General features: G+C 36.2%; 23 protein-coding genes and 1 pseudogene. 19 read left to right on the top strand and 5 right to left on the bottom strand.

Translation table 11 applies throughout. The features are described from left to right. Positions 1-715: 715 nt before the first annotated feature. Positions 716-1,600, bottom strand: coding sequence for a hypothetical protein (locus tag IGJ45_RS08915; RefSeq protein ID WP_347083338.1), 885 nt, complete (start codon positions 1,598-1,600; stop codon positions 716-718). 182 nt (positions 1,601-1,782) lie between these two features. Between IGJ45_RS08915 and IGJ45_RS08910 the strand changes: the two genes are divergently transcribed. From IGJ45_RS08910 to IGJ45_RS08900, 3 genes are all read left to right on the top strand, one after another. After that, positions 1,783-1,881, top strand: a complete 99-nt coding sequence (locus IGJ45_RS08910) for a hypothetical protein (RefSeq protein WP_409531784.1) — start codon at positions 1,783-1,785, stop codon at positions 1,879-1,881. Between the two features lie 161 nt (positions 1,882-2,042). Next, on the top strand, positions 2,043-2,318 hold the full coding sequence (locus tag IGJ45_RS08905; RefSeq protein WP_438768670.1) for a peptidoglycan-binding domain-containing protein: 276 nt from the start codon (positions 2,043-2,045) through the stop codon (positions 2,316-2,318). A gap of 156 nt (positions 2,319-2,474) precedes the next feature. Continuing rightward, positions 2,475-2,657, top strand: coding sequence for a hypothetical protein (locus IGJ45_RS08900; protein WP_103300809.1), 183 nt, complete (start codon positions 2,475-2,477; stop codon positions 2,655-2,657). 26 nt (positions 2,658-2,683) lie between these two features. Here IGJ45_RS08900 and IGJ45_RS08895 read toward each other — a convergent pair whose 3' ends face one another. Both IGJ45_RS08895 and IGJ45_RS08890 read right to left on the bottom strand, forming a co-directional pair. Beyond that, positions 2,684-3,238: a hypothetical protein gene (locus IGJ45_RS08895; RefSeq protein WP_195957211.1), complete on the bottom strand. Its 555-nt coding sequence runs from the start codon at positions 3,236-3,238 to the stop codon at positions 2,684-2,686. Positions 3,239-4,079: 841 nt separating this feature from the next. Beyond that, positions 4,080-4,211 carry a hypothetical protein gene (locus IGJ45_RS08890; protein ID WP_230322254.1) on the bottom strand — a complete coding sequence of 44 codons (132 nt, stop codon included), beginning with the start codon at positions 4,209-4,211 and terminating at the stop codon, positions 4,080-4,082. A gap of 124 nt (positions 4,212-4,335) precedes the next feature. On the opposite strand from IGJ45_RS08890, the pseudogene IGJ45_RS08885 reads away from it, so the two are divergent. The 3 genes and pseudogenes from IGJ45_RS08885 to IGJ45_RS08875 all read left to right on the top strand — a co-directional run. Then, positions 4,336-4,455, top strand: a pseudogene (locus IGJ45_RS08885) (site-specific recombinase); the annotation flags it as partial. A gap of 503 nt (positions 4,456-4,958) precedes the next feature. Continuing rightward, on the top strand, positions 4,959-5,057 hold the full coding sequence (locus tag IGJ45_RS08880; RefSeq protein WP_205223785.1) for a hypothetical protein: 99 nt from the start codon (positions 4,959-4,961) through the stop codon (positions 5,055-5,057). 46 nt (positions 5,058-5,103) lie between these two features. Beyond that, positions 5,104-5,412: a peptidoglycan-binding domain-containing protein gene (locus IGJ45_RS08875; RefSeq protein ID WP_347083341.1), complete on the top strand. Its 309-nt coding sequence runs from the start codon at positions 5,104-5,106 to the stop codon at positions 5,410-5,412. A gap of 113 nt (positions 5,413-5,525) precedes the next feature. Here IGJ45_RS08875 and IGJ45_RS08870 read toward each other — a convergent pair whose 3' ends face one another. Next, the gene (locus IGJ45_RS08870; RefSeq protein ID WP_113849652.1) at positions 5,526-6,020 is read right to left on the bottom strand and encodes a hypothetical protein; all 495 of its coding nucleotides are present in this window, start codon (positions 6,018-6,020) and stop codon (positions 5,526-5,528) included. A gap of 160 nt (positions 6,021-6,180) precedes the next feature. After that, a complete protein-coding gene (locus tag IGJ45_RS08865; RefSeq protein WP_438768669.1) occupies positions 6,181-6,837 on the bottom strand; it encodes a hypothetical protein in 657 nt (218 codons plus the stop codon). 1,350 nt (positions 6,838-8,187) lie between these two features. Here IGJ45_RS08865 and IGJ45_RS08860 point away from each other — a divergent pair. The 13 genes from IGJ45_RS08860 to IGJ45_RS08800 all read left to right on the top strand — a co-directional run bounded on the left by IGJ45_RS08860 (position 8,188) and on the right by IGJ45_RS08800 (position 23,666). Further along, positions 8,188-8,811, top strand: coding sequence for a YoaK family protein (locus tag IGJ45_RS08860; protein ID WP_347083343.1), 624 nt, complete (start codon positions 8,188-8,190; stop codon positions 8,809-8,811). Between the two features lie 1,098 nt (positions 8,812-9,909). After that, positions 9,910-10,782 (top strand): lytic exoenzyme target recognition domain-containing protein, encoded by an 873-nt coding sequence (locus IGJ45_RS08855; protein ID WP_113849654.1) that lies wholly within the window; start codon positions 9,910-9,912, stop codon positions 10,780-10,782. Beyond that, positions 10,769-11,716, top strand: coding sequence for a Cof-type HAD-IIB family hydrolase (locus IGJ45_RS08850; protein WP_347083345.1), 948 nt, complete (start codon positions 10,769-10,771; stop codon positions 11,714-11,716). The genes IGJ45_RS08855 and IGJ45_RS08850 overlap by 14 nt, the downstream gene beginning before the upstream one ends. A 234-nt stretch (positions 11,717-11,950) precedes the next feature. Further along, positions 11,951-12,367 carry a PTS mannose transporter subunit IIA gene (locus IGJ45_RS08845; RefSeq protein ID WP_138371925.1) on the top strand — a complete coding sequence of 139 codons (417 nt, stop codon included), beginning with the start codon at positions 11,951-11,953 and terminating at the stop codon, positions 12,365-12,367. Between the two features lie 32 nt (positions 12,368-12,399). Beyond that, positions 12,400-12,891, top strand: coding sequence for a PTS system mannose/fructose/N-acetylgalactosamine-transporter subunit IIB (locus IGJ45_RS08840; protein ID WP_103300813.1), 492 nt, complete (start codon positions 12,400-12,402; stop codon positions 12,889-12,891). 12 nt (positions 12,892-12,903) lie between these two features. After that, entirely contained in the window at positions 12,904-13,713 is an 810-nt protein-coding gene (locus IGJ45_RS08835; RefSeq protein WP_113849656.1) for a PTS mannose/fructose/sorbose/N-acetylgalactosamine transporter subunit IIC, read from the top strand. Next, positions 13,710-14,537 carry a PTS system mannose/fructose/sorbose family transporter subunit IID gene (locus IGJ45_RS08830; protein WP_060814759.1) on the top strand — a complete coding sequence of 276 codons (828 nt, stop codon included), beginning with the start codon at positions 13,710-13,712 and terminating at the stop codon, positions 14,535-14,537. Before IGJ45_RS08835 ends, IGJ45_RS08830 begins: the two co-directional genes overlap by 4 nt. Further along, complete coding sequence (locus IGJ45_RS08825) at positions 14,531-15,235, top strand: HAD family hydrolase (protein ID WP_113849657.1); 705 nt, start codon at positions 14,531-14,533, stop codon at positions 15,233-15,235. Before IGJ45_RS08830 ends, IGJ45_RS08825 begins: the two co-directional genes overlap by 7 nt. Before the next feature lie 142 nt (positions 15,236-15,377). Next, complete coding sequence (locus IGJ45_RS08820) at positions 15,378-17,888, top strand: sigma 54-interacting transcriptional regulator (protein WP_208774376.1); 2,511 nt, start codon at positions 15,378-15,380, stop codon at positions 17,886-17,888. Positions 17,889-18,363: 475 nt separating this feature from the next. Continuing rightward, a complete protein-coding gene (locus tag IGJ45_RS08815; RefSeq protein ID WP_409531757.1) occupies positions 18,364-20,424 on the top strand; it encodes a pectate lyase-like adhesive domain-containing protein in 2,061 nt (686 codons plus the stop codon). A gap of 116 nt (positions 20,425-20,540) precedes the next feature. Next, complete coding sequence (locus tag IGJ45_RS08810) at positions 20,541-21,524, top strand: zinc-binding dehydrogenase (protein WP_409531756.1); 984 nt, start codon at positions 20,541-20,543, stop codon at positions 21,522-21,524. A gap of 606 nt (positions 21,525-22,130) precedes the next feature. Next, on the top strand, positions 22,131-22,949 hold the full coding sequence (locus IGJ45_RS08805) for an ABC transporter ATP-binding protein (protein WP_195957220.1): 819 nt from the start codon (positions 22,131-22,133) through the stop codon (positions 22,947-22,949). A 15-nt stretch (positions 22,950-22,964) separates the two neighbouring features. Then, the gene (locus IGJ45_RS08800) at positions 22,965-23,666 is read left to right on the top strand and encodes a hypothetical protein (protein ID WP_409531755.1); all 702 of its coding nucleotides are present in this window, start codon (positions 22,965-22,967) and stop codon (positions 23,664-23,666) included. Positions 23,667-23,872 lie beyond the last annotated feature (206 nt).

Genomic DNA, 23,872 nt, shown 5'->3' with positions numbered 1-23,872 from the left:
ATTAATATGTGGGCTTATATGCCAGAAAGATTTTCACCATCCATGTATGAGTCTCTTAACCTTTGTGAAGGTAAGTACAAAGTTTATCTGTATTCAACAAATCTGATTTGAAGATTCAATCAAAATGTAGATTTAGAAAAAATTGGATTTAACCAAAAGAATAATCAATGGGAATTAGTCTAGTATCGACAGAAATAGCGGAATAGGGGGGAAATAAATGACAGTTGCTGAACTAATTGAGGAACTAAAAAACTAGCCATCTGATGCAAAAGTTACCACAACAGTTGGTGGGGAAGTATGCGAAGAACCTTAGTTGGAGTACAACGATAACTACAACATTCTTGATTTAGGCACAACATGATTAAGTCAGCAATCCAACAAAAAAAATAGCTAGAAAGCTAGTTTAGAATAGAGATTAGATATTCTTCGGTGACTTTTTCTTGAGAAAGTAAGTAGCAGTATCAACAAGTAAAACCGCAATAAAAAATTTAACTAGGGAACTAATTATTTCTGGATGGGGAGTATTAGTAATAAGGCAAAATAAATAGAATACGATGCCAACGAAAAAAGTTGCAATTAGTCTTTTAATCAAATGTTGTAACACGAAGTATCACCCCTTATAGCGTTTGTCCAATATTATACATCTATAAAATAAAAAGGAAATGTTATTTTATGCCGATTCATTTATCCACCGAAATAGTTGACTTTGAAGCGGTCATAAAATAATGGACCCTAACCAGGTAGAGAATAATGCAGTTATCCATTCAGAATCTTTTCTTCTGTTATCAAATGGAGTATAGCCGTTATAAGAATAGTTATAATCAGTTTTCCATCCGCCAGAAGATGTTTGTTTTTTTCGGAGCACTTCCAACAGTGGGGAAACTTCTGGGCGATTAAAACTTTTTGTTTTACTGACTATATAAACAAGATCCGTAAAGGAGAGCATATAACTTTGAGGAAACATAATGTCGGTAATATGAGCACTAATCGGTTGACGATTACTTAGGCGTTGGAACATATTGTGCTGTAACATATATTCTAATCCGATATGAATTAAATGATTTACCTCTTTATCTGGAACAGGAGAAAATTCAAGATAGGTATTTAATGCTCGAATTGTTTTACCTATACCAATATAACAAGGAACATTCTTCATACATCCGCCATGTTTACAAATACCACTGTAGGGCCAAGTAGTTTTCGTAACACGATCAAAAACTTGATAGTTTTTAATCCAATAAAGCGCATTTTGAGCCTCTGTAGATTGATGTAAACCAAGTCGGCAGTAAGCTTCAAAAATCATTGCATTGTAACAAGGAACAATATCATTAATTGATCCGGTGTAAGAAAAACCTTTGTCAGTGGATAAATTTTTATTAATAAAGAGCATTAAGTTTTGTGTGTGTTCTAGGTAAATTGAATTCGGTATTTCTGCTATTCCGATTAAATTCCAGATATAACTCAATAGATTTTTATGTTCAATACTCGTCAACTTTTCAATAAGCTTTGAGTCTGTTAATAGACGCATCACTTCTATATGAGTTTGGTTTTTGAGTAAATTTTTTTCTTTAAGTAATCGAAGTTTTAATGCAGTATCCATTCTTTACACCTACTTTTTACTTAAATTATAGCAAATAAAAGATGTTTTAAAAGTCAGTTATCCGACGAAATAAAAAACTACATTCTAGTATCCAGGTTGAAACGTGTGAAACAGAAACGCTATTTGCCATGAATGGAACAGTGCTCAAAAAAATTAGTCGTGCAGAAGTGTGAAGAGGGGATATCTTTATCGTCGGAACTCCTGGGGCTTCTCATGGATCAGAAGGGCATACCGGTATTATTGGAAGGGAATTCACACAGACAGCCATGATTCATACATGAGCACTCGATTAACGCATCATTTCTATCGAATTGTTACGATCGGCAATTCTGATGTAAATATTGACAACAGTGCTCAAATGATCAAATTGGCAATCGATGGGTAATGGGAATCACTCGTTACTCTACGTTTGCAAGAATACTACAATACAACTAGAGATAAAGTGATTAGTCATCAATACAAACAAAAGTACAATCAAAATATCTATTCCGCAGAATTTGATACTACTTTGATCGGAACCGACGTGATTCGTGCAATCCAGATGGGTCTCAAAGCAAGAGAATATTATTCTGGTGTAATTGATGGTCTATGTGGTGAAGCAACAATCAAAGCGATGCAAAAAGCATTAGGAACAACGGTTGATGGTATTATCAGTCCGCAATCCGATATGGTTAAGGCATTACAGAGAGCATTGAATAGCAATAAACTTCCATGGTAAACAAATAGCCCGCTTCGGCGGTCAATACATATGTTGCAGTAAAAAAACAAATCGTATATTAAATAAAAATTAATTTGAGAAAAATTTACTATTAATTTTTATATATTTCTTATAGACTAAAATAAAAAGATTCCATAAACAATTGGAGGGTTAAGAATGCTAATAATCATTTCTATTATATCCATTTTAGTAGCGGCTGTTTTAGCTTATTTTTTCTATGGTATTTTTGCAGTTCATATTGGTGAGATGCTAAGAATAAAAAAAGAAACAGGAATTCCGGTAACGGAGCAATTAAAAATTTTTTATTCACAATTAAAAGACAAAATAAAAAAGCAGTGATTTTCACTGCTTTTTTAGACTGTAGACTAAAAGCCTCTTCCTCCACCACCCATTTGGGTCCGACTAGATATAATTCTCCAAGGCTTAGTACCAATTTCCCATTGATGACCACGGTTGCCATTTACGGATTTTAATTGATTATGCATTCCATTTGCCACCATTGCATCCAAAGGGAGTCCTACAACTGCTCCATAAGCTTGGATAGCATAAATAGCTGCTCGTCCACCATACTTCCATGTTTTTACTATTGCTGAGTTTACTCCAATTGATATTCTTGTTTCTTTGCCAACCTTATAAGTTTTGATCCAAGAGCTACCTGTACGGAGCATATCCTGTCTTAGAGCGGCTTTGTATTTATCTTCGCCTAAAATAGTCTTCACATTTATACCTGCAGATTCTGCTGCGTCGAATGCTTGTTGATTTGAGATGAAATAAAATTGTACATCTGTTTCTTCAACTTGTGCAGAAGTTGCTTGTTGAGCAGGGGGCACAGTAGTTGCATTTGCTACACTAGGACCTGACAATAAAAAAGTTGAAAGGAGCGTGAAAATAGAAAAAGTGGTGACTGACAGTTTCTTCATAAAAATACCCTCTCTCTTTATTTAATTAGTACAAATATATTATAAAACGATGTAGATGTAAAATCAACGGCTAAAAACATGAATACAATATTTATTTATTGATTTAGTAGTAGTGTCTTGTCTCCTTTTTGTTCAAATGCAAACTGTCGTTTGGTATAATTCTTACATAATCCTCATACGATTGTATCTGCTATAGGAAGCCTAGGAAAACGCTTGTTTTCGAGGCTTCCTTTTGGTTTAATTTATTTAGCAGATATGAATCAGAAGAGGCGGAGTTTATGTAAAATATTATACAAGAAAGCACAATAAGAAATTTACCACAGTTTGATCCGAACACTAAATACTGGCTTGTAAGAGGCGAAGGCGGAATATTTTATGATGACTTTCTTATCAATAACTATATTGCGATAGGATGGAACGAAATTTCTGCAGAAGAAGTTGATCAGAACGTTTGGAATTCAGATACAATTAGGGCTAAATTGATAAGTGAAAATGGACTTGTGTTCAACTCTAGAAACAAAAGAAAAATGGGATCTGCTGCTAAGCAAATGATTAAGTTTCAAAATGATATAAGGCCCGGACATATAATTTTAGTACCCTCGCAAAATTCCGAAAGATTTTCTGTAGGGGAAGTCGTGGGGGAAGTCTATTCTGAAGAAAAAGAATAGAAACTGCTTGCTTGTCCCTACGTAAAAAGAAGAAAAATAAAATGGATCGGTAAATTCAACAGATTTAAAGCAGATCCATTATTGCAAAAGGTAGTTTACGCTGCGCATACTGTATCTGATATTACACAATATAAAAGCTACATAAATAGAGCAACTTTTGATACTAGCGATTCTTAGAAGAGATCAACTGTCTCGCTTTTCATTTGTTTTGTAACGTGTACATATTTATCTAAAGTGGGTGAGATTCTTGAATGACCCAATTGCTTTTGAACAGCTTTCGGCTTTGTTCCTACTTTTAATAGCATAGTCGCATGAGTGTGTCTCAATGAATGATAATGGAAATCGAGAGCCAAATTTTTTTGACTTTATTTGCTGACCATTTAATAGAGTAAGGTGTAACTGGTTCACCATTTTCCTTTGTGCAACCAAATGACGTCAGCAGGAATTCAGAAGCTTGTAAAACGGTTAGGGGAGCGAGCAGGAGTAACAAACGTCCATGCTCATAGGTTCAGACGTACTGCAGCAACTTTAGCAAGAATGCGTGGAATGCCGAATTTACGAGAACCCCACACTACTAAAACAAGCCGATGAATCGTAGACAATCCATTATTATAATTGACTGTTTTTGAGCTAAGTTAACTATCCTATACAATTACTGATAAGCAACAGGCTATGTTTCGCTAATTTGGGACAGGTCTAGTCGGTAAAGCTAGACCCAAAGACTTGCCAGACGAAGTCACACCAATTTATTCGCAAACAGCATGGTTTATACCAGCTCAAGATGTTGCGGTTGACTTGAAAGCTATATACGGTATTCCTCATGTAATTGTCTAAGGTACAGACTTCTATATTACCAAGTGACAGCCAACAGGTCCGTTCTTTTATCCTTCTTTGATGGATTTGATCGGTGAAGCGCCAGAAGTATACAAAGAGCATGCACAACGGAAGTTAATGGAATTAAAGTGTTAAAACGTGTGAAACAGAAACGCTATTTGCCATGAATGGAACAGTGCTCAAAAAAATTAGTCGTGCAGAAGTGAGAAGAGGGGGATATCTTTATCGTCGGAACTCCTGGGGCTTCTCATGGATCAGAAGGGCATACCGGTATTATTGGAACGGAATCCATACTGATAGTCATGATTCATACATGAGCACTCGATTAACGCATCATTTCTATCGAATTGTTACGATCGGCAATTGCAAGAATACTACAATACAACTAGAGATAAAGTGATTAGTCATCAATACAAACAAAAGTACAATCAAAATATCTTTTCCGCAGAATTTGATACTACTTTGATCGGATCCGACATGATTCGTGCAATCCAGATGGGCCTCAAAGCAAGAGAATATTATTCTGGTGTAATTGATGGTCTATGTGGTGAAGCAACAATCAAAGCGATGCAAAAAGCATTAGGAATTACGGTTGACGGTACTATCAGTCCTGTTTCTAATATGGTTCGAGCATTGCAACGAGCACTGAACAACAATAAGTTGCCATGGTAAACAAATAGCCCGCTCTTGTTGAGTGGGCTTGTACATAGGTAACAAAGACAGTATTAAAACAGGCATTTTTTAGTTGTAAAATTGAGTTAGCACGCGAAGGATAAGCTGGATTTTTATTCTTCTGGGTAATCGAAGGGAATATTTGGATAAGCAAAATTTTCCCTAATTATTTTTTTGTTTCCCGTAGCATCTCCAGCTATCTCGTATACAAAACTTATTGTTTTTCTATTTGAATTATAGGAAAAGGTATAAATTAATTCGCAGTCTTCTAATTTAGGAGTGTAATTACTAGGTACTATTTCTTCGTTGTAGAATTTACCTGTCTCTTTGATTTTTTGTTTCCAAGTTTCATAATCTGATTTTGTGGTGATCTCCTCTTGAAATCCGTCAATAGAAAGGAGTCCGATGGAGTATTGTTCTCCATTCAAAATAATTATTTCATCATCAGGTATATTTATAGATTGGATATAATGAGCAATCTCCTCCTTACCTTTTGCCTCAATTGTTAACCCTTTTATAAAGAAAAATAACAGTAAACTAATGAATAAGATAAACGGAAAGAGTATTATTAGTATAAGCCACTTTGATTTTTTCCATATTCTTTTCATTCTAAGTCCTCCACTATAATCTAATAACTGCCCACTTTGTAAGGTTTGTACGAACTAGTAAATAAGTTAGGTAAAGCGCTTGGTGCAATAAAAGCAAGTCCTGATGCATATCCTTGTACGACAGGAGCGTTGCCACTGCCATACCAATACGCTTGAAAAACTAGTTTGGAACAATAGTTTGGATTGGTACTAAGTGTACCTGATCTAAGTAAATAATCGATTTTGCGATTTTTTTGTAACCCCCTGAAGAATTCCAAAACGTTTTATCAGCATATGTTCCGCATTTATTAGCCATAGTTTTGTTAGGGACACGCCATATTTGTATAGGTTCATCTATTCTTGGTTTTACTTTTACCCCTTGTTCTCGGTTTCCCCACAACCAATTATTCTTATTGAACTGATTGTTATTAGATATGCCTGTCAAAAACCAATTTACAGGGTTATCTCCCCCAGTCATTTCAAGAATATAATTATCACTGGTCGCGATAGCAGCATGTCCAAATCCTCCACTATTCACAATAATGATGTCTCCCTTTCGAATATCACGCTTAAAACGATTGGCATTTTGTTCTTTTGTTGCTCTTTTTTCTCGCTTTGTTTCACTAGGTGAATGACCTTCACCATCTGGAAAAGCAGCATAGTTCATTATCTGAGCAAACCAGTCACTATAAGAGTAATAATCGGGAAATATATCTTTCATTTCTTCATAAGTTGTTTTATTTGCTTGATAATTTTCTTGAAAAGCTTCATAGGAATACAATTCTCGAGTAACTTTTCCTTCAGATACCCCTTTTTCATATAATTCTTTGATATTCATTACTTCTTGCTCTGCTAGTTCTGGCGAATGTGTTTGATCAGAATCATAGTTTACTTCGTTTTTATCTTCAATATCCCAAAGAGATGTTTGAGATTCTTGCTCTGATGAAGCGGTCGTAGGGGATGCTGTGTCGGCATCAAGTGAGTTTGTTACTATAGGATTAGAAATATCATTTGATGAAGCAGTTATGAAGGCGTTGCTTGCATCAGTGGAATAGGTTGATTCATTGGATGTTCTTCTGAATAAGCGTTTACAATGAAGCTTAGACCAATGAATAACATAGAGAGAACGGAAAGACTTATAAATGATTTTTTCATTTAATTCACAACTTTCTATTTTTTAATTGTATATAAATTATTATATGATTGGAAATTAACACTAATGGTGCAAAAAAAACAACTTACGTTATTGTCACCTGATTATTGATCAGAAGAAAAATAGTATTGTACAAAAAAACTTTTGCACCCAGAATCGAGTAGGGCCTTTCTTCATTGCTTCAAATTCAATCATAATCTTCGTTTTACTAATCACCGAATACTTCTTCGCAACAAACTACATTAGTTTTAATCATCTGTGAATTCATTTATCGATCTTTTTAATAAATAGTAATACCAAGATATCATTGGAATAAAAATAAAACTTAGTAGGTAAAAGAGGTAATTTTTTTGAATAAATAAAATAATCGTAGCAATAGAGAAGAACACTAGTAACACTAAGAATAGATTGATGGCCGTATTAAATGTCTCTTAAAGTTTTTACTCATATTTTTCCTGCTTTCATTTTAGTGAAAGTATATCATTTTCCATAAATTCACTTGATGCTTTTTGAATTGTAGTGGGCTTTGTTTACAATAGAGACTTGTTAATTGATTCATATAACAAGTAATATTTTTTTAAAACATTTTTGCATACTTACTTATTGAAAACAATTTATAAAATCACTTTCATTTTATAAATAACTGGATTTTTATCAAATAAAAGTTCAAAATACTTATAGAATATAATAGGTTTTTTCATCAAAAAAGCTAGAGACTTCAGAATATTTTAGCGAAAACTCATTATTATCCCCATTTATTAACAATTCTGAGGAGTATACTGTTTCTGTTAAATGAAAACCACGAAAGAAAATTAACTGATTTCCCTAAGAATAGAGGAGAACATTTTAGCTCACATGAATGAATGCTAAGTGGATGCTTTCTTTGATGAGACAGCCTCCTAATGGTGTGTTTCTGTAGAATAGTTAAGTGTAAATCTGGTTACAAAATCTAAAAAGTGTTGAGGAGTCCACTATGCAAAAATTTTTCCCAAAGTTCCTGCTGTTTCGAACAATAGTCGTTTGTTTGCTATTCTAATGGCTTTTTCAGGAGGAGCAATAGATGTCTATTGTCACAATTATTTCCATGGACTAGTTGCTACACAGACCGGAAATATAATATTGATGGCGTCGAATTTATCTCACAATGATTGGCAGCAAATGCCTCCTAAAGTCCTATCTATCATCATGTTCACAGTAGGTTTTTTATTAGGGATTCTTCTTAAACGGAGTAACTTCAGTGACTACTGGCGGAGTTACACCATGTTGCCTGCGATTTTATCTAGTTTTGTCATTCCATTATTACCTCAAGATCTTCAGCTTTTTAAAATTGGTATTCTTGCTTTCGGGAGTGGTTTACTTATGCTGACGTTTAGCGGTACTCAAATTGAAGGAAATCCTTATACGATTATGATGACCTCGGGGAATTATCGTAAGATGCTTAACGAGTGGTACTTGTATTTGACCTCAAAAGATAAATCTTCCATGCAAAAACGGAATGCACACAACTATACTATAGTCGTTGTCTCTTTCATAGTTGGTGCATGTTTACTAGCCTTTATCAGCCAGTCTTTAAAAATGTATTCGATTTGGATAGTAACGATCACATTTACCACTTCTTTTTTTATTGAAATTTACCATGCCAAGAAGACGAATAGATAAAACGTCAAAGCAACATGTATGTTAAACAAGCTAAGTCTTATTTTTAAGCATATGACCACTAAGTATTATTGATGAAAAGAGAAATTAGTGGATGAAATTCGTACAAAAGAACAAGTGAGATAGTTATGGCAATTGGGGAGTTTAAAAAAGCACAAAATAATTTCTGTCTTTCTGACTTTTCAAAAAGACTGTTGAACAAACTGATTATAAATACACTACCTAATTGATCAGATAAGGCACAAGATAATGTAATCGAGCCCGTATCAAATTTGTTAATAGGGTCTCACGAAAAGTTATATTTTTAAGTTTAATCTATCAGCTAGTGTCTCCAAGTATTTGCTTTTTGATGGATGAGCCATAGAGCCATAATAGTTTATCAGTTTTCTCTCAAAAGAGTCACATAATAACCAAAAAAGTAAATATTATTTACAGAATGATTATTGTAACTAAAAATCTCTCTTACACGGAATTAAGTAGGAGAGATTTTTACGTTCAATTCAATTTTTCCTTAGTTCGTTAAGAATAGGTGATTATTACATTAATCTTTAGTATCGTTATCAAACAGTCGTCAAACTAAAGAAGTGTCATACTTCTTTGGAATCGTTAATGCCATGTTTAACAGCAAGCCGAATGATCCAGTATAAGACAAAGCCAATAAAACCATACCAAACAAAACTGAAAAGCCACATTTTGAACTCCTCCTTTTTACTAAATCATACCACGATAAAAAATAGTCACTTACAAATATTTAGAAAAGAGAAAAGAGGATAATTAGTCTTCATGTCTCTCCAAAGCACCATTGCTCATTAAAATAACTTCTCTTAGAAAAAATAATACTTAAGAATAAGGATTTTTCCATTTTGGGAAGATCTTTTTTTTGCTAAGGAACCGTATGTCAAACAAAGCAACAAATATTCTTTTGATAATAAAATAATCTATGAATAAATTATTGATTCAAAAAAACGAGCATAGTATAATTAAGAAAATAAAAAATATATTTTTACTAATTTATTAATTGCTATTTAATCTGACTTAGGATAAGGTATTAAGCCAACATGATGGGTTTTAATATAAAGAAACGAAGGAGTGTGGAGATAGATGAACATGAAAAAATTTCGTAAGAGTCTTTTGTTTGTTGCTGGCTTATTTGTTGTTACTTTTGGTGGTCTTTTCTTCTCTGAAAATGCCTCTGCCACATCGACTTCTCAGGCAACATCCTGGGTAAATAGCTCTATTGGTAAATCTTATGATTTTGATGGCGTGTACGGGGCGCAATGCTTTGATTATATCAACAAGTATGCCTATGATCTATTTGGAACAAGTTTTTCGGGGGCTGGCGCAATTGATTTATTGAATACGGGTAATAAGAATGGTTTCAAAGTTATCAGAGATGGCGCTAATCTTTATCCTCAGACAGGAGATATTTTTATATATCAGGTATATGGCTCACCTTGGGGACATACAGGAATTGTTATTAATGCTGATAAGAATGGGATGACGGTAGCGGATCAAAACTTTAACAATGTTCAACGAGTTCAAAAGCATTATATTAAATACAATGACTCATGGGGTGTTATCAAAGGGTGGATCAGACCACCGTTCAACAATCAAAACAATCCGAATCCTACACCCAACCAAAGGCTAAAAGTTTATAAAGTAGATGATCTACAGCATATAAATGGGCTTTGGCAAATCAAATCCAATGATCTCGTACCGACTGGCTTTAATTGGACAGATAATGGGATTGCTGTAGGTGATGTGATTGAGGTTGATCGAAATGGGAACAAAACTAGCGATCAAGTGATTGAAAAAGGCAGCTATTTCGTTTTTGATTCAGCAAAAGTGATCAGTGCGACGAATGCCCAAAAAGGAACAGGTGGCTGGTTCTGGTCGAATGTTCATTTGAAAGATAGCGGGTCGATTTGGTTATCCGTATGGAATAAAAATGATTTACTCTATGGAAAAAAATAGCAAAATTAGCCGCCTTATCCTAGGCGGCTTTAAAATTTTGAAGATCATGATTAAAAATTTACGTTTGCTTATTTTTCTTGACATGGAACGCGTTTCATTGACTATAATCACCTTGAAGGGTGGTATAAAAATGACAATAAAAATGATCGCTGTTGACATGGACGGGACGTTCTTAAATGATGAAAAGAAATATAATGTCGTTCAATTCAATCAGATTTTTCAGGTCCTAGAAGAAAAGAAAATTAAATTTGTGGTAGCAAGTGGCAATCAGTATTTTCAGTTACGTTCCTTTTTTCCTTCTCATTATGAAAGAATGGCTTTTGTAGCAGAAAACGGCGCAAATATTTTAATTGGAAGGAAACATATTTATAATGCAGAAATCCCGTCTGAGAATATCAAGAATACATTGGCAATTCTTGAAAAATTACAACCGAAAAATTTGATTTTATGCGGCAAAAAAAGCGCTTATATTTCTGAAACGATATCAGACTCCGCGCTAAATGAAGCAAAATTTTATTATCCTGTACTAAAAAAAATAGCTAACCTATATGATATAGGTGATGAAGATGATGCGATTTTTAAGCTGGCTCTTTCATTTGATGAAGAGGACGCGAATGAAAAATTACACATTCTAAAAAAATCCTTAACCGGTATACTGATTCCAGTGTCAAGTGGACATGGAGACATCGATTTAATCCTCCCGGGAGTTCATAAATTGAACGGACTAAAAATTTTAGGAGAAAAGTGGGGAATCGGCTTAGACGAAATGGCAACATTCGGAGATAGCGGCAATGATTTAGAAATGATCAGGGGTGTCAAAAATAGTTTTGCTATGGAAAATGCGCAACAAAAGATTAAAGAAGCAGCGACAACTGTGATTGGAACGAATAACTCTGGTGCTGTTTTGGATACCATCCAATCTCTGATAAATTAGAATCAGAGACAATTTTTCTTGTTACAAACCATTCCATTTACAATAAAAAGTCATTAAGTGATACTTTTTGGGACTCAAAGTCAATGGACTAGAAGGTGAAGAAAAGTATCATGTGTTTAAAATAAAAAAATCTGTTTAAACAGACCAAAAAGGGTAAAAAGCTTGTAGTTTAGGGCTTTTTACCCTTTCCTTTTTTGGCATGAATCTTGCTTTTAATAGAGTGAGGTGAAGGATATGAAAAAAAAATTTTTAGTGGCAACACATGGAAAACTAGCCAGCGGTTTTCAAAATTCGTTGACAATATTAGCTGGTCGAGGCGCTGATCTTATCGTTGTTGATGCATATTTGACAAATGAGGATTATACGCCAATCATTAGTGATTTTATCAACTCGATCAACGCTGATGAACAAGGCATTATCTTTACTGACCTTTATGGTGGTAGTGTCAATCAAACAGCGGTGACCGAGCTGATGAGAAACAAGAAGGAGCAGATCTTTGTCATTTCTAACAGTAATTTGGCAATTATTTTATCATTAGTTCTGACTCCTGAAAGTGAAATTTTCACTCACAATAGTATCAATGAAGCAATTAATGATTGTCAGGTTCGCTTAGTGTCCACTCAATTACCAGAGGAAGAAGCACTTTTTTAGATAAATAAGAAGAATTTATAGGAGGAAAAAAGATGATAACACAAATACGCGTAGATGATCGCCTGATCCATGGACAAGTGGCTGTCGTTTGGACAAAAGAATTGAATGCTCCCTTATTAGTTGTTGCCAATGATGAGGCAGCAAAAAATGAAGTGATGCAAATGACATTGAAAATGGCGGTGCCTAATGGGATGAAGTTATTGATCCGATCCGTCGAGGAGGCCATTCAACTATTTAATGATCCTAGAGGAGCTGATAAACGAATTTTTGTGATTGTAAACAGTGTGAAAGATGCCAATAAAATTGCTCAAAATGTTGAAACCGTTGAAACTGTGAACATTGCTAATGCTGGTCGATTCGACAAATCAGATAAAGCAACAAAGACGATGGTTTTTCCGAGTGTGCAATTAAATCCTGATGAGTTGGCTGCGGCAAGGGAATTGGTGCGTTTGGACCGTGTTACCTGTTATAACCAAGTTTTGCCGTCTAATCCGCAATTAAGTTTAAAAGATGCTTTAAAATAGGAGGGGAAAGAAATGTTAATGCATGCAACGATGGCAGCTCTGGCGGTCTTTATCTGTTTTGCCGGAAATTATTTGACTGGTCAAAGTATGTTGGAGCGCCCATTAGTGGTAGGGCTTGTAACTGGTATATTGATGGGAGATATGAAAACTGGAATTCTAATGGGTGCATCATTAGAGGCGGTCTTTTTAGGAAATGTAAATATTGGTGGGGTAATTGCTGCAGAACCAGTGACAGCGACAACGTTAGCAACAACTTTTGCAATTATTTCGAATGTGGAACAAAATGCAGCAATGACATTAGCGGTTCCTATCGGTATGCTAGCTGCATTCGTAGTGATGTTCTTAAAAAATGTATTCATGAATATCTTTGCTCCATCCTTGGATAAGGCGGCTCGCGAGGATAATCAAAGAATGATCGTGCTTTTGCATTATGGAACGTGGCTTATTTATTATTTGATTATCGCTTCTATCGCTTTTATTGGTATTTTAGTTGGCAGTGGTCCGGTCAATACATTTGTTGAAAATATTCCTCAAAATTTGATGAACGGGCTTAGTGCAGCAGGAGGTTTGTTGCCGGCTGTGGGATTTGCTATGTTGATGAAACTTTTGTGGGACAAGAAGCTGTCGGTCTTTTATATTTTAGGTTTTGTCCTAACCGCTTATTTGCAATTGCCCGCAGTTGCGGTTGCAGTTATTGGTGTAGTGATCTGCGTGGTCAGTGCGCAACGAGACTTAGAGATCCGCGACGTGAACAATGGAGGAAACAGTCGCCATGTTGGACCGATGACAAAAGCGGAAGAAGAGGAGGACTTTTTCGCATGAAATTTCAAGAGAATTTATCCAAAGAAGAAAAGAAAATGATGCGCTCCGTCTTTTGGCGTTCATGGACGATGAACGCCAGTCGTACAGGAGCAACGCAATACCACGCAGTAGGTGTGATCTATACGTTATTGCCAGTAATCAATCGTTTCTATCAATCGAAGGAAGAGCGTGCAGAGGCGATCGTCCGTCACACGACCTGGTTCAATGCAACGATGCATATCAACAATTTCATTATGGGATTAGTTGCATCTATGGAAAAACAAAATAGCGAAGATGACCAATTTGATCCGAGTTCGATCACAGCGGTAAAAGCTTCATTGATGGGACCTATTTCTGGGATCGGTGATTCTTTCTTTTGGGGCATTTTGCGGGTCATTGCAGCTGGAATCGGTATTTCACTCGCAGCGACTGGCTCACCATTAGGTGCTATCTTATTTCTAGTAATCTATAACGTTCCTGCCTTCTTGATTCACTATTATGCACTTTATAGCGGATACTCGGTTGGCGCTAGTTTTATTCAGCGGATGTATGAATCCGGTGGTATGAAGATTTTAACGAAAGCATCTAGCATGCTTGGTTTAATGATGATGGGTTCAATGACAGCATCCAACGTGAAGTTTAAAACCATTCTCGAAGTAAGCGTTGAAGGAAGTAAGGAAGCAATGAAGATCCAAGATTATTTGGATCAGTTATTTGTGGGGATTGTCCCATTAACAGTCACTTTGATTGCTTTTTGGCTCTTACGGAAAAAAGTGAACGTCAACGCTGTGATGTTTGGGATTATGTTTCTTGGTATTATTTTGGGACTGTTAGGAATATGTTAGATAAGCAAGCTGTTTTTTTCGATATTGATGATACATTATTAGATAACTATTGTGCCTTCAAGGAGACGATCCAGGAATTCTTTCCTGGATCTCTGAATGAATTCGCTTTGAAACGGTTGTATCGAAACTTTCGCCAAAACAGTGAAAAGATCTATCAAAGCTACTTAGATGGAAACAGGAAGCACAAGGCTGATCGCTGGCGGTTAGTTCTTCAAACATTACAGCCAACTTCAATCGTTAATATTTCTGAGTTAGACGACTATTACCATCTACGCCAAGGAAAACAACTCCTATCAAAAGAGATGCAACTTCTTTTGCGAAGCTTAAAGAAAAGCGGAATCTTATGTGGCGTGCTGACCAATGGATTTACGTTGCAACAGCAGAATAAAATCGATCAATTGATGCTTAATCAATTTATTGATCCAAATTGGCAGTTTATCTCAGAAGAGATAGATGATGCGAAGCCCAATGTAAGCTGTTTTCAGAAAGTGGCAAAGCAATTACCAGAGCAAATACAACGAATCTATTATTTAGGAGACAGCTATTCGAATGATATTATCCCCGCTCAAATGGCAGGCTGGCGGCCAATCTGGCTAAATCGGTTTGGCGATAAGGGAGAATCAGCTATTATTCAAGCAAAAAATGCAGAAGAAGCTGTCGTTTTACTTTTGTCACAATTGCTTTCTAATCGGGTATAAATCGGGGAATCAATCAACGTTTTTAAAAAGTACAGGAATTTTTATCCCCTAACAAGAAAGTTTATAGCAGAACTAATTCTCTTACAGAGACGGAGTGACTTTTTTTCTTCTATGCTGTATTTTTTATGGGGGAGGTAAAGATATGCGAAAAGAAACACGAGAACAGATACTACAGCTAGTAGTACAAGAAAAGGCCATGACGACGCAAGAAATTGCCAACGCTATTGGGTTGAGTCGCTCAGCAACCAGCTTGTACTTAAATGAACTGCTAAATCAAAACATCGTAAGTAAAGTTGGAACGAAGCCTGTCTACTGGGAGCTTGTTTCAGATGACACTTTTGTGGAAGACGTCTTTTCTCAGTATATAGGCAGTACTGGTAGTGCAAAAAATGCCATTGAAAAGTGTAAGTCAGCCGTTTTATACCCTCCATTAGGATTGCCCTTGCTCTTACATGGGGCGAGCGGTGTAGGTAAAAGTTTTTTGGCGGAGTTGATTTTTGATTATCTTCAAATGAAAAAATATCCAGGCGCACAAAAGTTTTTGGTCTTTAATTGCGCTGATTACGCGAATAACCCCGAACTATTGTCTTCCATTCTATTTGGGCATACGCGAGGAGCTTTTACTGGAGCAGAAAAGGAAAAAAGCGGACTTTTAGCTTTGGCAGACAATGGGGTATTGTTTTTAGATGAAGTTCATCGACTCTCGCATGAGAATCAGGAGAAGCTTTTTCAATTTATGGATACCGGGAGATTTCGTCCAGTTGGCGAAGAAGCAGAGATGGTCCAAGCAAATGTGCGACTCTTATTTGCGACGACAGAAGCGCCTGAAGAAGTTTTACTGCCTACTTTTTATCGTCGAATTTCAGTAATTGTGGATTTACCTTCTTTTCATGAACGACCCATTTTCGAAAGAGTAGATTTGGTCACCCATTTATTTGAGCGGGAGGCAAAGCGCATCAAGAAAAGTATCGTCATTTCAAATGATGTTTTTTCTGAATTAACCCACCAAGAACTTCCAGGTAACATTGGCAGCTTGTCAAACCAGGTAAGAATGGATTGCGCCAATGCATTACGGATAGCGCCAAACAGTTCAACATTATTTATCGGATCGGACAATGAACATACTATTCAAATCTCTTATCCACCATCACCAAAGGCAACTTCGGCCAATCTTCATCTTTTGAAGCAGAAACTGATTTCATTACTTGATATAAGTGATTTCATTGTTATGAAAGAAAAGTTACAAGATTTTGATAACAAGTATCTTGAACGAACTATATCCTGGATGAACGATAGTCTTTCAATAAACATTATCACTAGCATTCAACAGCAAAACCGATTAGTGATTGATAATGAGTCTTTGACAGAGGATGCTGCTTCCTTAGTTTGTCGGCTAATACAAGTATTACAAACCGAGACTACTACGAAAAAAATAACAGAGAAACGTCATCTTCTTTCAAAAGAATACCCAAGAACCTTGCTTTTATCAACAAATTTAACAAAGACATTACCCGATGAGATTCAACCAATAGCAAATTTTCTTCTGGCAGTGCTGCTTATTGGCAAAGTTACAGAAGATATTTACTATCAAGCGCTTCTTGTTGCTCATGGAAATACCACCGCTAGTAGCATCCAAGCTGTGGCAAATAAAATGTGCGGTGACTATGTTTTTGATGCCATTGATATGCCTTTGACTTCTTCCGCAAGAGATATCGTTTTGAAAGTTAGCGATTGGCTATCAGAAAGAGATACTTCTGAAGGGGTCATTATGCTAGTAGATATGGGCTCATTGACACATTTGTATAAAAGTTTAAAACCTCAGATTCTTGGTGAACTATTAGTGATCAATAATTTAACCACCTCTTTCGCATTAGAGATCGGACAGCAGCTAATAAATGGACATTTTTTTTACGAGATTGCCAAAACGGCAGAGCAGGATTTTATTACGAATATTCAATATTTTGAAGGGTTTGCAGTAGAAAAGAATGTCATCATAGCCAGTATATCTGGCCGAGACGTCGCCAAACAAATCAAAGCCATTTGCGAGAAATATTTTAATCCTGATATCAAGCTGATTGTATTGAATTATAGTGAACTAGTGAATACATTAGAGCGCGCCTCATCAGAAGAAGGTTACTTGAAAGAAACCGCATTGATCGTAACCACTTCTTACCTAGATAATTCGGCGGCTGTTCCTAGTATCAACTTGATTGACGCACTAGATGAAGATGCAGAGGGACATTTGAATAAACAACTGAAAAACTTGATTCACCCAAGTAGCGTGCCATTATTAGTCAAAGAGTTCATCCATTTTTTCTCAAAAGAAGGACTGTCAGAAAAGCTAGAGTTCCTGAACCCTGATGTCATTATTCGTCAAGTAGAAGATGTGGTAGAGAAGTGCGAGAAAAGGTTCAACTTAAGATTGAATGCAAAAATGAAATTCAACTTGATGATGCATTTGGCGTTGATGGTGGAACGAACAATTCTTGGAGCCGAAGATTATCCTGTACCGGAAGACATCAATAAGTTAAAAATAAACCAGAAACCTTTTTATCAGAATGCACAGATGATTTTTTATACTCTAGAGCAATTTTATAAAATCAAAGTATCGACTTGGGAACTGTATATCGTGTATGAGATTTTGTTAGGATAAAGCTTGATAAAAATGATCAACTGAAACCTTTGAGAATATTCAACAGGTGTTTTTAACAAATTGCATAAAAACGAAAAAAGATCTGAGATGGTAGTTACCGTTCAGATCTTTTTTCTATGGGCTCAGCTATAGATAAAAGGAAAGGGCGTTCCCTTTAACCATTTTTGTTTATTATTTTATTAACAGCATTTTTTCATCTCCCAAGAAAAACATTGCACTAGAAGCGACAAATTGTTCATGAGAGAATAAAAATATATGGTAATTCACTTTATATTAAAGAGAAAGTTTTAAATGCTCGTTTCAAGAATTGATCGAAGTAGTGGATGATTGAGATAGGTAGAACGATTGTTGGACTTACTTTGAAGGGTGAAATGATGCTGGCCTCTTTGCACAATATGTGATTCTTTCCGACGAAAAGTAACGGATATACCGATGGAAAAATGGAATAACTAAAAAAAGATGAAGGAGTATTGATATGAAAAAGAAAGCAAAAATCTATTGTTTACTAGTTCTGGTCGTGTTTACAGCTGGATGTATTAGCAAAACTGAAATAGGATTTGCTGAAGAGAAAGGAACAATTTCTGCTAGTTCTGATAGTTCAGCTTTTATTGATTCATTCAAGAATGATTCATCCAAATGTTCAATAGCGGCACCGCAATGTCCAAATTCTGAGTCTTCATCTTCAAGTACTGAAGTTAAAACTAGTGACGAACAACCATCCAATGATAAAAAAACTCTAAATACAACTGAAGATTCGATTTCGGACAAGCAAATGGAGTCAGAAGGAAAAAAAGAGTACCGTGCAAAAAAAGACTTGAAAAAGGCATCAATAGAGAACTCTGTGACGGTAAACACATATCCTGAATTTAAGGCTGCGTTGCTTGACTCAAAGGTACAATCGATTACTTTAGCTAAGGATCTTAAAGTATTGGAAACATTTAATATCTTCAATAATAAAAAGATTCTTGGAAATGGTCATACAATCGATATGAATTATCAAAAAATTGGTGTAGCGTTGAACAACGCTGTATGTGGGATCGAAGACATTCACTTAACCAATCAGCCCATCTATCCGCTTTTCTGGTCCGAGTATCCAGGCGTGACTGTTAACTATAAGAACGTGACTTCAACAGGAAATCAGTTTATTTATTTGGCGAATGGAACGGCAAATTTGGAAGGAACCATAGAAGCAAGTGCCAATTTAGAAGAAATCTTTCAAGGAAAGCAGTTAAACATCGCAGAAGATGCGAAGGTGAAATTTACAGATACCGCAAATTACATTGCTCTTAATACAGGCGATGGCCTAAACGTTGATGCAAAAGCAAACGTAAAAGTAGCTGCAAAAGGATTAGGGCTATCTATGTATAATCCTAACGGAAACATTGCTGTCCACGGAAATGTAATGATCGACTCCGATGTGGACTCTGCCATTCGTGGTGCAGCAGGAGGAAACTTGGTAATTGATCATGCTGGAACATTAGACACAAGTTCAAAGGTAACTGATGAAGAAGCGATTCTGCTTTATAATGGATCAGTGACAGTCAAAAGCAATGGGACATTGGTTGCTTCCTCTGAAGGATTGCAGGCAACAGTTCAAACTGGGAACAAATTAAATCTCCTTGAAGGTTCCAATTTCAAGATTTCCAATAGTAAGGGGCCTGCTTTGGGGGCCTGGGCGCTTCCAACAACTGTTCATGTTGATTCGTCAAAAGGACTAAGTACGTGGAAAGTAAAGAATACCGAATCAGAAGAACCAGATGCTGTTTATGAAGGCCCCTTAACCGCAAGTTTTGTTCTAGATACCTATACAACTGGCCAACGAACGTTAGACTTGGAATCAACTAATGCAGCTTTCTTAAAGAATTTTGATTCAGGAAAAGTTGGGAAAATTGTTGGCGGCAGTTTTTCAAAGAAAACAGAGATCGCCCCAACTACGATTGAGGCATTGACCACTGAAAGTACGCAAGTAAGTGGAACGGCTGAGCCGAAAGCGGAAATTGTAATCAAAGTGAATGATAACGAAATCGCAAAAGGAACGGTCAACAAAAACGGAAAATATCTGCTGTCAATTCCACAACAAAAAGAAGGGACGAAAGTTGTTGCAGTGGCAACATTGAATGAATTATCATCCGATGCAAGTACAATAGTCAAATACGTTGGACCTCGCTTCGAAATACCAGATACCCTCGATTTCAAAGAGCAAGAAATTCCAGCTTCGGATGAGTTTATGAATCTGCCAAGTGACCAAGAAATACGAGTGAATGATACTAGCAGTAAAAAGAAGGAGTGGTTCCTGTCTGTTCGCGAAGAACAACCTCTGCAGAATAGTCACGGGGATCAGCTAAAACATCGATTGAGCATTGTTGAACAAGAACAGATAACTCAAATCAACTCAACGTACCAACCGGTTTTTGAAGGCAAAGGAGCTGCCAAGATTAAACTCGCAGAATGTCTTCGAATGACGGTTCATCCGACAGATCAAAAAGGAACATATGAAGGACAATTAACTTGGACTTTGACAAATGGTCCTCAATAATAAAGTGATTTTCAAAACGAAAACAAAGCTTTTAACGTTTGTTCTTGTTATGCCGCCAAGAACGAACAATAAGTATTCATTTAAGCCGTCATAAGGATAAAAAGGAGATAAGAAACATGAAAGCAGCAGTGATTAAACACATTGGATCGCCGGAAAAAATAGAAATTGTAACGTTGCCAGATCCGAAAATTGCGCCAAATGAAGTTTTGATTGAAGTATGCGGTGTTGCTGTGAATCATGTCGATACCTTTATTCGTTCTGGAAGTTACCAAACACCCATTCCTTTGCCTTTTATTATTGGACGTGATGCAGTAGGAAAAGTCATTGATGCAGGTGAGAAAACCAGGAAGTTTAAAGTGGGAGAATGGGTTTGGACCAATAGCATGGGCTATGGAGGCCGTCAAGGAATTACCAGTACACTCGCTGCCATTCCAGAGGAGCGCTTGTTTCGCGTGCCGGAAAACTGTGATCCATTGCAACTTGTTGCTTCTGTACATTCAGCAGCCACTGCTGCTATTTTGCTGAAGGATGTACTAAATCTATCTGGTGAAAGAACACTATTGATTGAGGGAGGCGCGGGGCATTTAGGAAAGAAGTTGATTCAGATTGCTTGTGACTTAGGTGCTCATGTTTTAACAACGAGCCATCCTGATTCCTTTGGTGGACTCCGAAGTTTAGGCACCCAAGAGTGTTATAGTTATCATACAGATGATCTAGTTCAGCTGATTCATCAAAAGCATCCTCAAGGGGTCGATTTTGTGATTGATACTTCTGGACAAGTCTCTTTACAAACAAACCTGGACTGCTTATCTGTTAATGGTGTCCTAGGACTCATCACAGCACCGATTCAACCAGCTGCTTTTTCCGTGCAGTCTTTCTATACCCAGAATAAACAAATCAAAGGATTTGTGATTAGTTTAGCTACAATTTCTCAACTTCAGTCTGCTGGGGAACAGATAAATCGCTATTTTGGTCAGGGAAAATTACTGGAAAACAATATTCTCATCAAACATTTTTCCGATGCCTCTTGGGCTCATTCGATCCTCGAAAGAAATGAGGAACAACGTAAAATCGTTCTAATCCCTGGAGATGAACAATAAAGGAGGACTCTTTCAAATCCGATAATTCATACACGGTGCTAGTTGAAAACCGCTGTTTTTAAAATCTAAAGTAATCATTTTATTAGAAAGGACTGGTTTACATAAGAAAGTAAGCTGGTCTTTTTCATTTTGTCCCTACACGTTCATTTTTATTCGCTTCTCGCGAAATTTATTAAACTAGAAAAATTTTGCCTATCATGGGAAAATAATTTTTGGTCGATTTTGGACCCTAGTTTCTGTAATAAGTTGTACAAAGAGAAAATGACAATTTTTCATTAAAAGAGGTTATCAATTGACGTTTCTTAAAGATCGTCTCATCATATAATTAAGACATCACTGTTTATTCATAAAAGGTATAAAAATTAAAAGGCCTGATTCTAAAAAATTGTTGTGGGAACTTTCATGTCTTTAGATTGTAGATGAGTGGTATTTTTTCCTCTCAAGAAGGTAATGGCGGACTTATCCGCTTCAGAAAGAAAACATTTCTTTCTAAAGCATTAGGAATTACAAGTCTGAACAAGTTAGCGGAAGAAATATTTTAAGAAATTCGTTTAAAAGGCGTGATTTTAACGGTTGGTGATAGTAAATGAAAAGGAAGTGGGTAGAATGGAATTAAAACAAATTTCTAAAACGATTGAGAACAAACCGATTTTGAACAATATCGACCTCGACGTTCGACCGGGAGAAATCGTTGGTTTGATCGGTCCGAATGGTGCGGGTAAGACCACCACGATGAAGATAATGAGCGGTTTAACGGTTAACTATACAGGGGAAGTGACTGGCGATGAACGAGTGGGGATGTTGATTGATGGACCAAAGTATTTTCCAAACAAGACAGCAAGAGAAAACTTATCTTATTTTCAGGCTATGTCTAATGATAGTTACCCGCTAGAATATATCGAATCGCTTTTTAACATGGAAGGCTATCAAAACAAAAAGGTAAAGAACTTCTCTTTAGGCATGAAGCAACGTCTAGGGATGGGAATCGCACTCATTAATAAGAATGATTTATTGATTCTGGATGAACCGATGAACGGTCTTGATCCAGATGGAATTCAAGCAACCATTGACACACTGAAACACCTTGCGAAAGATTTAAATCTCTCGATAATCATATCGAGCCATATTTTAAGAGACTTAGAGAAACTTTGTGACAGAGCTTATTTCATCAAGAATGGCGAAATTGTCTATCATGCGGAACTCGGCGCAAAAGAGCGTTATCAATTTGTTTTCTCAAAAGAAGACATAGTCAACGTTGAGAAATTGATCGGCCAAATTGGAGAATATGAACAATTGAATGAAACCTTTATCGTAGACGCTTCGGTAAGAGTTGAATTAATGAAATTACTTGTTCGTTTTGATTTATTTCCAACTGAAATAAAAAAATACCAATCAAATTTGGAAGAGCTGTATTTTTCAATGTAGGAAGGAGAAAGAATGATGAATGTATCCGTATTAACAAGAAAAGATATTCGAAGACGCGTCGTCTCTTTTGGCAGCAAGTATTTAATTGCAGTTAGCCTGGTTTGTTTAGCATTGCCATTCCTAAACTATTTCATGGGAGATCATTTGGATTTCACTGATTATCTGAGCGCGGTTAACTTTATTTTCCCTATTTTATTGCCTATACTAGCTGTTTATTTCCTAATAGACGATCAAAACACGCATATTGGCGATTTCTTCTTTAAAACAAAGAAAGGCAGAAGAAACTATCTTCTTTCGCTTTTGCTCTCTGCATTTGCTCTAGGTATTGTGGCAGGAATGTTATTATTGATTTTTAGTTTAGTCTTTCAATTTGGCTTTCAAGTGACAGTTCCCTGGGAACCAGTTCTGCTTTCGATAGGGGCTTATCTCTTGTGTCCGCTTTTCTATTTGAGCATTGCGTTGATTTTAGCGTTTTTTGTTAAATACGAAGGGGTAACACTGATGACCATCACGATTTTATTGCTGATCCTGTTACCAATTTTGATCTCGATTGGTGCTGCCAATATCGGGCTTTCTTTTCTATTTGAGACACCATTGTATTTACTTAGTTTTTTAGGAGTAGAGTCCTTTGCAGCAATCGATCTTGTGTATACAGCGTTTATGATCCTTATTCTTTATCTGATAGCTAATTGGAGAATCAAAAAGATTGATTTCTAAATGGGGGCTTCAGCAAAAAACTTAGCGTGACAATATATGTTCATAGACGAATGAACATCAGTCTGTAAAAAGATTTTTTAAATGATTAATTTCAGTATTCGCCTACGTCCATAAGATATGTAGGTGATTTTTTTAAGTTCCAGAAGCTGTTATTTTTCTCTGACCTTACTTGATCGGCTAGAATGAAGAACTTCAGAGAATAGCAA

The organism is Enterococcus sp. DIV0574 (genome assembly GCF_051711125.1).
GTDB lineage: Bacteria > Bacillota > Bacilli > Lactobacillales > Enterococcaceae > Enterococcus_D > Enterococcus_D gallinarum.
Note: the sequence above shows the minus strand (reverse complement) of the source record. Positions and strands in the feature narration are given on the sequence as shown.

What these genes read in the sequence shown, in the direction of transcription:
- IGJ45_RS08915 (WP_347083338.1), bottom strand. Translation starts at nt 1,600, where the DNA reads ATGGATACTGCATTAAAACTTCGATTACTTAAAGAAAAAAATTTACTC.
- IGJ45_RS08900 (WP_103300809.1), top strand. Translation starts at nt 2,475, where the DNA reads ATGCTAATAATCATTTCTATTATATCCATTTTAGTAGCGGCTGTTTTA.
- IGJ45_RS08895 (WP_195957211.1), bottom strand. Translation starts at nt 3,238, where the DNA reads ATGAAGAAACTGTCAGTCACCACTTTTTCTATTTTCACGCTCCTTTCA.
- IGJ45_RS08890 (WP_230322254.1), bottom strand. Translation starts at nt 4,211, where the DNA reads ATGCTATTAAAAGTAGGAACAAAGCCGAAAGCTGTTCAAAAGCAATTG.
- IGJ45_RS08870 (WP_113849652.1), bottom strand. Translation starts at nt 6,020, where the DNA reads ATGAAAAGAATATGGAAAAAATCAAAGTGGCTTATACTAATAATACTC.
- IGJ45_RS08865 (WP_438768669.1), bottom strand. Translation starts at nt 6,837, where the DNA reads ATGAATATCAAAGAATTATATGAAAAAGGGGTATCTGAAGGAAAAGTT.
- IGJ45_RS08860 (WP_347083343.1), top strand. Translation starts at nt 8,188, where the DNA reads ATGGCTTTTTCAGGAGGAGCAATAGATGTCTATTGTCACAATTATTTC.
- IGJ45_RS08855 (WP_113849654.1), top strand. Translation starts at nt 9,910, where the DNA reads ATGAACATGAAAAAATTTCGTAAGAGTCTTTTGTTTGTTGCTGGCTTA.
- IGJ45_RS08850 (WP_347083345.1), top strand. Translation starts at nt 10,769, where the DNA reads ATGGAAAAAAATAGCAAAATTAGCCGCCTTATCCTAGGCGGCTTTAAA.
- IGJ45_RS08845 (WP_138371925.1), top strand. Translation starts at nt 11,951, where the DNA reads ATGAAAAAAAAATTTTTAGTGGCAACACATGGAAAACTAGCCAGCGGT.
- IGJ45_RS08840 (WP_103300813.1), top strand. Translation starts at nt 12,400, where the DNA reads ATGATAACACAAATACGCGTAGATGATCGCCTGATCCATGGACAAGTG.
- IGJ45_RS08835 (WP_113849656.1), top strand. Translation starts at nt 12,904, where the DNA reads ATGTTAATGCATGCAACGATGGCAGCTCTGGCGGTCTTTATCTGTTTT.
- IGJ45_RS08830 (WP_060814759.1), top strand. Translation starts at nt 13,710, where the DNA reads ATGAAATTTCAAGAGAATTTATCCAAAGAAGAAAAGAAAATGATGCGC.
- IGJ45_RS08825 (WP_113849657.1), top strand. Translation starts at nt 14,531, where the DNA reads ATGTTAGATAAGCAAGCTGTTTTTTTCGATATTGATGATACATTATTA.
- IGJ45_RS08820 (WP_208774376.1), top strand. Translation starts at nt 15,378, where the DNA reads ATGCGAAAAGAAACACGAGAACAGATACTACAGCTAGTAGTACAAGAA.
- IGJ45_RS08815 (WP_409531757.1), top strand. Translation starts at nt 18,364, where the DNA reads ATGAAAAAGAAAGCAAAAATCTATTGTTTACTAGTTCTGGTCGTGTTT.
- IGJ45_RS08810 (WP_409531756.1), top strand. Translation starts at nt 20,541, where the DNA reads ATGAAAGCAGCAGTGATTAAACACATTGGATCGCCGGAAAAAATAGAA.
- IGJ45_RS08805 (WP_195957220.1), top strand. Translation starts at nt 22,131, where the DNA reads ATGGAATTAAAACAAATTTCTAAAACGATTGAGAACAAACCGATTTTG.
- IGJ45_RS08800 (WP_409531755.1), top strand. Translation starts at nt 22,965, where the DNA reads ATGAATGTATCCGTATTAACAAGAAAAGATATTCGAAGACGCGTCGTC.